Source organism: Paenibacillus agaridevorans, from assembly GCF_003112455.1.
Classification (GTDB): Bacteria; Bacillota; Bacilli; order Paenibacillales; family Paenibacillaceae; genus Pristimantibacillus; species Pristimantibacillus agaridevorans.
Genome location: NZ_BDQX01000036.1, coordinates 149,542 through 159,961, shown reverse-complemented (window position 1 = coordinate 159,961; position 10,420 = coordinate 149,542). Strand labels below are relative to the sequence as shown.

At 54.0% G+C, this 10,420-nt stretch carries 12 protein-coding genes; 1 reads left to right on the top strand and 11 read right to left on the bottom strand.

The window, feature by feature from the left end:
• From PAT3040_RS38320 to nrdI, 6 genes are all read right to left on the bottom strand, one after another.
• Nucleotides 1-436: PhzF family phenazine biosynthesis protein (locus tag PAT3040_RS38320; protein WP_258234799.1), on the bottom strand; the 436-nt coding region annotated here is incomplete at its 3' end.
• A 77-nt stretch (nt 437-513) separates the two neighbouring features.
• A complete protein-coding gene (locus PAT3040_RS02835; protein ID WP_108991462.1) occupies nt 514-975 on the bottom strand; it encodes a GyrI-like domain-containing protein in 462 nt (153 codons plus the stop codon).
• A 161-nt stretch (nt 976-1,136) separates the two neighbouring features.
• The gene (gene hprK, locus PAT3040_RS02830; protein ID WP_087571057.1) at nt 1,137-2,051 is read right to left on the bottom strand and encodes an HPr(Ser) kinase/phosphatase; all 915 of its coding nucleotides are present in this window, start codon (nt 2,049-2,051) and stop codon (nt 1,137-1,139) included.
• A 355-nt stretch (nt 2,052-2,406) separates the two neighbouring features.
• Nucleotides 2,407-3,363, bottom strand: a complete 957-nt coding sequence (gene nrdF / locus PAT3040_RS02825; protein WP_108991461.1) for a class 1b ribonucleoside-diphosphate reductase subunit beta — start codon at nt 3,361-3,363, stop codon at nt 2,407-2,409.
• A gap of 250 nt (nt 3,364-3,613) precedes the next feature.
• Nucleotides 3,614-5,698 carry a class 1b ribonucleoside-diphosphate reductase subunit alpha gene (gene nrdE / locus PAT3040_RS02820; protein WP_108991574.1) on the bottom strand — a complete coding sequence of 695 codons (2,085 nt, stop codon included), beginning with the start codon at nt 5,696-5,698 and terminating at the stop codon, nt 3,614-3,616.
• Between the two features lie 91 nt (nt 5,699-5,789).
• Nucleotides 5,790-6,149 (bottom strand): class Ib ribonucleoside-diphosphate reductase assembly flavoprotein NrdI, encoded by a 360-nt coding sequence (gene nrdI, locus PAT3040_RS02815; protein ID WP_087571055.1) that lies wholly within the window; start codon nt 6,147-6,149, stop codon nt 5,790-5,792.
• A gap of 281 nt (nt 6,150-6,430) precedes the next feature.
• On the opposite strand from nrdI, the gene PAT3040_RS02810 reads away from it, so the two are divergent.
• Nucleotides 6,431-6,649, top strand: coding sequence for a hypothetical protein (locus tag PAT3040_RS02810; protein ID WP_087571054.1), 219 nt, complete (start codon nt 6,431-6,433; stop codon nt 6,647-6,649).
• A gap of 204 nt (nt 6,650-6,853) precedes the next feature.
• Here PAT3040_RS02810 and PAT3040_RS02805 read toward each other — a convergent pair whose 3' ends face one another.
• The 5 genes from PAT3040_RS02805 to nadD form a co-directional block, all read right to left on the bottom strand.
• The gene (locus tag PAT3040_RS02805; protein WP_108991460.1) at nt 6,854-7,621 is read right to left on the bottom strand and encodes a class I SAM-dependent DNA methyltransferase; all 768 of its coding nucleotides are present in this window, start codon (nt 7,619-7,621) and stop codon (nt 6,854-6,856) included.
• Between the two features lie 2 nt (nt 7,622-7,623).
• A complete protein-coding gene (locus PAT3040_RS02800; RefSeq protein ID WP_108991459.1) occupies nt 7,624-8,562 on the bottom strand; it encodes a CvfB family protein in 939 nt (312 codons plus the stop codon).
• A complete protein-coding gene (rsfS, locus tag PAT3040_RS02795; RefSeq protein WP_108991458.1) occupies nt 8,559-8,906 on the bottom strand; it encodes a ribosome silencing factor in 348 nt (115 codons plus the stop codon). The genes PAT3040_RS02800 and rsfS overlap by 4 nt, the downstream gene beginning before the upstream one ends.
• Before the next feature lie 98 nt (nt 8,907-9,004).
• On the bottom strand, nt 9,005-9,577 hold the full coding sequence (gene yqeK, locus PAT3040_RS02790; RefSeq protein WP_108991457.1) for a bis(5'-nucleosyl)-tetraphosphatase (symmetrical) YqeK: 573 nt from the start codon (nt 9,575-9,577) through the stop codon (nt 9,005-9,007).
• Complete coding sequence (gene nadD / locus PAT3040_RS02785) at nt 9,552-10,154, bottom strand: nicotinate-nucleotide adenylyltransferase (protein WP_108991573.1); 603 nt, start codon at nt 10,152-10,154, stop codon at nt 9,552-9,554. Before nadD ends, yqeK begins: the two co-directional genes overlap by 26 nt.
• Between the last annotated feature and the right edge of the window lie 266 nt (nt 10,155-10,420).

Here is a 10,420-nt window from a genome sequence, read left to right as displayed (position 1 = left end):
GCCCGACATAACGGGGAATAAGTCCGAGCCCTTCCAGCAGCTCCTGCGGCGCTTGCACCGGCAGCGGCGGCTCGGCGGGGAAGTCCATGGCAATTGTGCCATCTTCTCCATTGCGTATGGCGGTTAATCTCCCGCTAAGCGTGTTGAACGCCGCCTCCCTTGCCGCCTCCAACCGTCCGCTCTCCCACAGCACATGCGCGGCGGCAAGGGTTGCATGGCCGCACAGCTCCACTTCCGCCTGCGGCGTAAACCATCTCAGACTGTATTCTCCGCCATCCTGCTGCTGCACGAACGCCGTTTCGGACAAATTCATCTCCGCTGCAATCGCGGCCATCTCCAAGTCCGTTATGGCGTCTTCTAAGATGCATACCGCCGCTGGATTTCCCCCGTATCGAATACGGGTAAATGCGTCTACTACATAGATCGGCCTGCTCACTTTGTCGCAACTCCTTCTTCAACCAACTATAATCGCAGAAAAAAAAGAACCTGCTTCTGCAAGCTCTTTATAGTCATTTAATGATCTTCATCCCGCAGCGGAATTAGCAGCTCGACCGGCTCCTCTTCCCAATGCTGCTCGTCGATATAGAACAGCTCCAGCGATACGGCGCGTTCTTCTTTCTCCAGCTTCTGCTCGGCCATCCAAGTATTCAGCTGCTCGTATCCTTCTCCGACCCGCTTATTGGAGCTGGCTACCATGGCATACCGCCTGGACGGAATCGTCCATTGCACCATGCCGGGAGGCACTTCCTCCAGATGCTGCACCTCATAACAAGCCCAATACGTCGCGAATGCTTCGTTACCATAATAAGGGCAATAGATGACAGTCCCCTTGATGGCTTCGTTTAATTCGTGCTTGCGCGACAGAATCTCCGTCTGCAGCCTGATGGCATCATCCGGGAAGGACGAATACGGGCCGCTGTAACTGATGCCCACCACATTGAGGGCAGGCTTTGTGACGATTGAGCAATTTTCCACGTTGTTTCCTCCTTCACGTTTTGTCGAGCAAAACTTGACCAGCCAGGCGGATGAAACGCCTTTGACTCGGGTGAACTTGTGACAGATGGAAAATGGGCTGACTCCCTTAGTGTAACATGTCTCAAGACCGATGGATAGTCGGACTATCCTATTTAGACTCCTTAATCGTCCTGCTGCTGCAGCCGCTGCATGAAGTCCTCCATCGCGCTGTAGCCCTGTTGCTTCAAATACCAATTGTTCGCCGCGGCTTCGATGAGTCCTGCCACATCCCGGCCGGGCTGAAGCTGAATCTCGAAGTGCGGCACGCTGACGCCCATGTAATCCACGAATTTGGGCTCCAGCTCCAGATCGTTGTTGAGCTCGTTGTCGCGCCACTTGGTAAGCTCGATGTCCAGCGCGATCCGCGTCTCGTCCTGGAAAGCCTTGCGTCCGTACAGCCGGACGACATTGACGAGCCCGACGCTGCGAAGCGCGAGAAACTCCTTGGACTTCTCGTTATGGCTGCCCAGCAGCGTCTGCGGGCTCAGCTTCTTGAGCACGACGATGTCGTCGGCGACAAGGCGATGGCCGCGCCGGATCAGCGTATGGGCCGTTTCGCTTTTGCCCACGCCCGACTTGCCCCGCAGCAAAATGCCGATGCCCGATACGTTCAGGCAGACGCCGTGCACCGCGATTTCCTGCGCCAGCTCCTTGACGAGATACGCTTCGAGCATGCCCAAGAAGGACGCCGTCGCATCTTTCGTCCGTAAGAGCGGAATGCCTTCTTGCTCGCAATATTTGGTCAAATACTTGAGTCCTTCCTGGCCTGCCGTCACGACGAAACATGGCGGATGATATTTGACGATATTGCCGATATGGTGGTTTCGTTCCTCCTCCGTCCGGCTGTGCAGGTACGTAATCTCCTTCCTCCCCAGCACCTGGACATGCGCCTGCGGGAAAAAGTCGAAATACCCGGTGAACTCAAGGCCCGGTCGATAAGCGCGGGACTTCGCGATCCTGCGGTCCAATCGTTCGGCGCCTGCAAGCACCTCCAGCTTGAACCGCTGTGCCAATTGTAGAACGGCAATAGACTTCATTCTCCAAGCTCCTTTCTAGAGGTAGTTCAAAAAGTCCGCTCCCCATTACGGAGTATTCCTTGATGCTTACTCGACTTCGAATATTGAACGCAGCCGAACCTAAGCAGATGCTTACGAAGTATGTTTCCTTCGGAAACATTGCAGGTGCTCACGTAGCTCTGCTACGCTCCGCTCCTCAGTTTCTAGCTGCCTTCAATCTTCTCGGTACTGAGAACCGAACTTTTTGAACTCGAACTTTTTGAGGTAGTTACACGAACTTTTTGAGGTGGGTCACAAGCCTTTTTAGCAACAATCGCCCTCGCATAGCCGCAAGGCTTATTCGAGAGCGATGACATGAATGAGTATATGAATGTAGTTAGAAATTGAATACAAAATCGTCGTCATTCAGCGGTTCGACGTGAATCGTCCGCACATAGCCGTTGCCCTTCTTCGAGAAGAAGTCATGCTGCTTCGTATGTGTGCTGATGCCGTTAAAGACGATCGGATTGACCGGCTCTTCCGGGAAATACGGCTCCATGCCAAGATTCATAAGCGCTTTGTTCGCGTTGTAACGAACGTAGGTTTTTACTTCGTCCTCCAAGCCAATCGGACCGTACAGGTCGTCCGTATAGATAACCTCGTTCTCGTACAGCTCGTGCAGCAGCGCAAGAACTTGCGCTTGCAGCGTAGCCTGCTCCTCTGGCGTGAACGTCGCGAACAGCTCCTGAGCCAGTACGCCGACGTACAAGCCGTGGATGCTTTCGTCCCGAAGGATCAGGTCGATAATCTCGCCGCTGCTCGTCATCTTGCCTTGTCCCGCCAGATAAAGCGGGTAGAAGAAGCCGCTATAGAACAGGTAGCTCTCCAGGAATACGGAAGCAGCCATTGCCTTGTACAGCTCTTGCGGGGTCGTTATGTTGGAATACCAGGTAGCGATCATATTCGCTTTCTTTTGCAGTTGAGGGTTCTCCTCCACCCAACGGAAGATCGCATCGATCTCTTCGCCGGATGCCAGCGTCGTGAAGATGCTGCTGTACGACTTGGCATGGATTTGTTCCATCATCGACATGAAGGACAATACCGCCTTGCGCTGCAGACCGTCCACATGTTCAAGTATCTTAGGCATGCCGACGCCGCCTTGAATCGTATCGAGCAGCGTCAGGCCGCCCAGCACGTTCTTGTAGAGCGTACGCTCTTCGTCGGTCATCGCCATCCAATCCATCTTATCGTCAGATAACGGAATTTCTTCGTCCGTCCAGAATTGCATGACGTTCTGCTGCCAGAAGGTCAGTGTAAAATCATCGTCCGGGCGGTTCCAGTTAACGGCTTTCATAAGTAGGCATGCTCCTTCTTGGCTACATAGTCGCGGGTTCGATCCACCCGCAGGGTGAAGCTGCGCTTTAAAGTTCCTGTTCAAAAAGTTCGGTTCTCAGTACCGAGAAGATTGGAGGCAGGTAGAAACTGAGGAGCGGAGCGTAGTGGAAGCTACGTGAGCACCGGAAGTTTCGCCTGCATTCAATATTCGACGTTGACTATGCTTCTTGGCATACTGCGTAATGGGAAGCGGACTTTTTGACGACCTCTTAAACGGCGCAGCTTGTGCATTCTTCGACAGACAGGCGCTTCGTTCTTGTATAGTACAGCGACTTCAGGCCCTTTTGAGCGGCGTAGACGTAGAAACGCGCCAGTTCGCGGGTCGTCACGTTGCTGTTAACGTGCAGAACGGTGGAGATGCCTTGGTCGATATGTTGGCCGATCTCCGCGATCAGATCGATCAGCTTGAATTGGTTGATGTTATACGCCGACTTGTAATAGAAGAAGTTATCCTGCGACAGGTACGGCATCGGATAATACGTTGTCGAGTTCGCATATGTTCGAGTCTCGATATGCTCGACGATCGGCATAACGCTCGATGTCGCATTTTGGATATAGGAGATGCTTTGCGTTGGCGCAATCGCCAGACGGTATGCATGGTACAAGCCGTGACGCTGCACCTTCTCCTTGAGCTCCGCCCAATCTTGCGGAGACGGAATCTCCATGTCCTGGAACAATTCCTTCACGCGGTCGGATTGCGGACGATAGTCCGTCTCCATGTAACGAGTGAAGTAAGTGCCTTTCGCGTACTCGGAACGGTCGAAGTCCTTAAACGTGACGCCGCGTTCCTTCGCGATCTCCATGCTTTTCTCCAGGGAGTAGAAGTTCATCATCATAAAGAACGCGTTCGCGAATTCCTTCGCTTCGTCGCTTTCGTAAGCGATTTTGTTCTTCGCCAGGTAACCGTTCAGGTTCATCGCGCCGAGACCGACGGAATGCAGCTCGTCGTTTGCCTTGCGCACGCCCGGCGCGTTGTCGATCTTCGACAGGTCGCTGACCGTCGTAAGAGCTTCAATGCCGACATGAACGGAATCTTTGATCTTGCCGCGTTCCATGACGTTCACGATGTTCAGGGAAGCCAGGTTGCAGCTGATGTCGCGGCGGATGAAGTCCTCCACGCCGTAATCGTTGATTTCCGATGTCTCTTGCAGCTGGAAGATTTCCGTACACAGGTTGGACATCTTCACGCTGCCGATATCTTTAAGCGCATGTACGCGGTTGGCGTTGGACTTGTTCATGATGTACGGGTAACCGGATTCCAGCTGAATGGACGCAATCTTTGTCAGCATGTCGCGAGCGTTCATCACGGTTTTTTTCGTTACTTTGTCGTTGGCGAGAAGCTCATCATACATCTCGTCCATGTCCATGTCATCCAGATGCTGGCCGTAAGCCTTATGCACGGAATGGGGACCGAATACGACCAGCGGCTTGTTCTGGGCAGCCAGCTCGTAAAATTTGTTCGGGATAATGAGTCCGATCGACAGCGTCTTGATACGCGATTTTTCGTCTGCATTAATTTTTTTGCAATCCAGGAACTCAATAATGTCCCAGCCGAAAATATTATAATAACCCGCGCCGGAGCCTTTGCGCTGGCCCATCTGGTCCGCGTAGGAGAATGCGTCCTCCATCAGCTTGAGCACCGGCATGATGCCTTTGGCCGCGCCTTCCACGCCTTTGATCGGCTCGCCGCGTCCGCGAAGCTTGGAGAGATTGACCGCCACGCCCCCGCCAATCTTGGACAACTGCATGCAAGTGCCCAGCACGTAGTTGATAGAGTTGAGAGAATCGTCCATCTCCAGCAGGAAGCAGGATACCATCTCGCCGCGGCGGCTCTTGCCCGCGTTCAGGAACGTCGGCGTCGCCGGCTGCAGGCGCTGCTCGATCATCGCTTCCGCGATGCGAAGCGCGCGGTCGGCATCTCCTTCGCCCAAATGCAAGGCTACAATCGCGACGCGGTCCGGATATTGCTCCAGGTAATGCGCCTTGTTGTTTGTCTTCATCGCGTAGTCCTTGTAGAACTTCGAAGCTGCCATGTACGACTGGAATTGGAAACCGCTATTTGCCGTTAAGTTGAAGACGGCCTCCACTTGCTCGAATGTATATTTAACGAATACATCATCGTAATAGTCGTTCGTTATGAGGTAGTCCAGTTTCTCGCGCAGCGAGCCGAACTTCATGCTCTTCTGCTCCACTTCGGCCATAAATGCTTCGACCGCTTCCTTGTCTTTCTCTAACTGGTAGAACCCGTCAGCTCCGCGTTGCATCAACTGATTGTTCAATTCGATATGTTTCATGTCTGTTTGCTTCGTATCGCTTTTCACTTCGGCCTTGGCTTCGGCTAGGGTCGCCGTCGCTCCCATCGCTTTCGTATCTGTGCTTAGTTCGTCAAATAGCTTCAATGGCACGCACCCTTTCGACAAAATATTGCATATCCCGATTCGTTCCCGACAACTCAAACTTCAGTATGACCGGCACATCGTACAGCGTGGAGATCGTATCCGCGCTCTTGGCGAAGCCGCTCCCCCAATTCCGATTGCCGCTTGCCGATACGCCGCGAAGCAGTCCATGATTGTTCCGCAGGAACGTGTTTACCTTCTCCGGCACCTGACCGAATCCCGTCGTATAAGTGACGAGCACGAACGGTTCGTTGATCTCCGTATCTTCGTCGATCTGCACCGATCGCATATTCAGCTTGTTGATGAACCGCTTCACGTTTCCTGTCTTCGAGTCATAGACGACTAACATCGCATGCCAGCTCCCCTACTGATTTTTAGCAATGAAAAAGCGCTTCTACCCCTTTACAGCGGGCAGCTGCGCCTCGTTGCGATATACCATTGGTAGATCTCATAAGCCCTTAAACCATCAATATGTAGTTGATGTTTCTGATTTTACATCAAGATATAGGTATAGTCAATGAAAATTATGGAGATCTTATTAATCTATTTTTTTTGACATGCTCGACTATTTTAACAGATAAGACTATGATGGGATAGTGACATTTTATAGGTATAATGGGGGTTGAAATTATGAGAAAACTGACATCCGAAGAGGTGTTGTCGGCGCTTAAGGACATGCAGAGAGCGTCCGGCATGGACGCAACGGACGTGTTTGCCTATATAAAAGAACTGGAATCCAAGGCATCCAGGCTGGAAGAGGAGCTGCGGAAATTACGCCGTTCCGCATCCCGCAAGCCGGCATCGGGGTCGCCGATGAACAGTCGACTTATGGATGCATTGAGGGAATAATCGACCACGCAGGAACCTCGCTCTGCAATTTGGCACATGCTTACCAATATCGACATTTCGACACTAGATATGAATAGCATCCAAAAAACAGGACGTTCGAACTATCGTCGCAAGTGGATGTTCGCGAACAGCAACAAAGCCCCTGCCCGCGCCTAAAAAAGCGCTGATAGAGGCTTGTTGTTGATTCTGAGCGAAACTTTGCGATTACTTGACCGCGGCAAAAAATAGACGCTCCGAGCCGGCGTTGCGCGGCTTAAACTCAAAATCCGCGTATTCATCCACCGTGCGGAACCCCGCGCGGCGCAGAGCCGCAACGACCCACTGGGGGTCATAAGCTCGCTGATGGTGGGTTTCCTCGAAGCGGTAGAACCGGGCGTCCTTCTCTCGCGCGAAGATCGTCAAGTTATGCTCGATCTGGCAGCGCTGCTCTTCGAAATCGCATGTCCATATGTAGGCGATATCCCGCTCGTCAAGGACAAACGGCTGCTCCGCTGCGTATCGGATCAGTTGGGACGGAGGATGCATGTCGAACAGAAAGGATCCTCCGTCCTTAAGCGCCCGGTAAGTCGCTCGAAATGCAGCTTCGATATCGGCTTCCTCCGTCAAGTAATTAAGACAATCGCAGAACGACAAGACGGAGTCTACGGGCTCTCCGATCCCCCAGTCCCGCATATCCTGCTGCAGCCAACGAATCGTGCCCGCACGAGGCCGTACAGCCTGCTCGGGCGTTTCGTCCCACTTGCTCCTGGCGACGGATAACATGTCCGAAGACAGATCGATGCCGTAGACATGGAAGCCCGAACGCGCAAGCGGGATGGACAAGCTCCCCGTTCCGCAGCCCAGATCCACAACAGAGGAGGGCATGCCGTAACGCGACCAGCTCTCGCGGGCGAACCCGAGCCAATCTACGTAGGGCATATCCTCCATCAGTTGATCATAAACGAGCGCGAATTGTCCGTAGGATTGCCCCATGATCACTTGCCTTCAGTCCCTTCTTCGCGAGTTGCACCGCCGGCTGCACCGGACTCCTCCTGCTCGGTAGCCAGATGAGTCCAGCTCCCCTTTTGCGTCACGATACCTTCCCGCATCAGCTTGCCAAGCGCCCGCTTGAAGGCGGACTTGCTAATCCCGAAACGTTTCTTGATGAGCTCCGCCTCGGTCTCGTCGGAGTATGGCATAGCCCCGCCAGGGCGTTCCTTAAGGAACGCTAAAATACGGTCAGCATCCTCGACGCGGCCAACTTCCTTGCGCTCCGTCATCGACAAATTGACTCTGCCATCCTCCCGAATAAAGGTGACGCGGGCTCGTACGCGTTCGCCGAGACGAAGCGCCCTCGTTCGATCCGGGCTCGGAATAAGCCCGTACACGCCGAAGCCGACGACTCCGCCGTCCACGATGACAAAAGAGCCCATCTGAAGCGATTTCGTCACCCAGCCCTCCACCCAGCTATTTTTCCACGTAGCGGGAGCAGAGAAAACGAGCGGCGACAACTCTTCCTCGAAGGCCGTCTTGGCGACAAGCCTGCCGATCTTGTCATGGCGCATCGTGACGTATACTTCATCTCCAGGAAGCGGACGATACGGGATGCTCTCCGGCAGCTCCGAGAGCGGCAGCAGCAGGTGACGGCTAAGACCCATCTCCAGGAAGCAGCCCAGCCGGGGATGCACGTCCACCACCCGAAGCCGCGCCAGCTCTCCAAGATGAAGCAGCGACTGCTTCATTGTCGCGGCGATGCGATCCTCGGAATCGTAATAGATGAACACGTCGACGGAATCATCGATATGCGGCTTGGAGCCGATCAGCTCCGTATAGTGCAGCAGCACCTCCGACTCGCCGTCGCTCAGAAAGAAGCCGTAAGGCGATACTTCTCTTGCGACGCGCAGGGTCTGTCTCGTGCCAGCGGTCAGCGTCATGCGAATTCCACGACCTTCGCGTCCGACCACAGCCGCTCCAGGCTGTAATATTCGCGTTCTTCGCGGTGGAAGACGTGGACGATCACATCGCCGAGATCGATCAGCACCCATCTTGCCGTATCCATGCCTTCGAGACCGCGTACCCTTGCCCCGTTTTTCTCGGCTTGCTTGCGAATCTCCGTCGCGATCGCCTGCACCTGCGTATCGGAGTTGCCGCTGCAGATAACGAAATAATCCGCCACCAGCGACACTTCCTTAAGATTAAGCGCAATGACGTCCACGGCTTTTTTATCTTCTGCGGCATCTACCGCGATTTTCATCAATTCATCGGAATGTACGGTCATTCACGAGCCTCCTTTGGCGTTCGCCTAGCAAACGCGTCATCGTTTTGTTTGATTGGCCCTACTTCGTGATGGGAAGCGGACTTTTTGAACTTCCTCTATTATGATTTGCCCGACAATTCCTCGATTAATCCATTACGCGCCTCCACCGTTAGCGGATAGATCCGCTTGCCTCTGGCGATCAATACGCCGATCGTGCCGTCCAGCCCCGCAAGAACGGCCCGATCAAGACTTTGCTCGGCGAGCGCGCGGATATCGTCCACGCCGGGAAAATTTCTTCCCGGCTCGATGTAATCGGCAAGCCAGACCACCTTCTCCAGCTTCGTCATACCTCGGCGGCCGGAAGTATGATAGTTGATCGCATCCAATACCTCCGGATCCGTTACGCCGTATTCCCGCTGCGCAACCCATGCGCCTGCCAAAGCATGCCACAATTCCTTGTCATAGTCCAGTACGTCGGATGACAGTGCGTTATCGCGAATGACGGCCGCTTGGCGGTCGACGGGCCAGAACTTGGCCACATCATGCAGGATCGCCGCCAGTTCGGCCCGCTGAGGATCCTCGCCGTACCGCTCCGCCAACACGATGGCTGTCGCCATAACGCCCTCCGTATGCAGCCACCGCTTCTCCGGCATCTCCGCGCGCACTCTATCGATCATCTCTTGTCGATCCATACCAACCATGCCTCCTAATCATTGCGTATACCGCGTCCGGCACTCGATAACGGATCGACTTCCCTGCCGCCAGCCGTTCGCGAAGCACGGTCGACGAAATGCCGATCGCCGGCATTTCCGCAAATGTTATGCGGCAGCGAAGCTCCTCCGGCAGCAGCTCCGGCGTTGCCGTCGTCTCCGGCCGGGAGAGGCCGATAAACGTCACGAGCTCGGCAAGCTCTTCGATTCTATGCCACTTAGCCAAGTCGTTGATGCGGTCGGATCCGATAATATAAGCAAAGGAGTGATCGGGATGTTGCTCCCTGAGCGATTGCACCGTGTCGATGGAATAACTGGTGCCACCCCGGCGCAGCTCGATATCCAGCACGCGGAACCGATCCTGGTTAGCGATGGCCGCGGCTACCATCTCGTAGCGGTCATTCTCGGATGCGCCTGGCGCGCCCGATTTGAGCGGCGGAGAAGAAGTAGGAATAAACCATACTTCATCCAGCCTGCACTCTGCCATCGCCGACTCGGCTGCGATGAGATGACCAATATGGATGGGATCGAAAGTGCCGCCCATTATGCCAACTTTGATCACGCCGATCACCTCCAGCACCGTTGTAGTAATTTAAATAAGAGTTCAAAAAGTCCGGTTTTCAGCACCGAGAAGATTGGATGAAGGTAGAAACTGAGGAGCGGAGCGTAGTGGTAGCTACGTGAGCACCGGAAGTTTCGCCTGAATTCAATATTCGATGTCGAGTAAGCTTCTTGACCTACTTCGTGATGGGAAGCGGACTTTTTGAACTACCACTAAGGCAGCTCGATTGTTTTGTGATCCTTGGATTCCTTGTAGAGCACGAT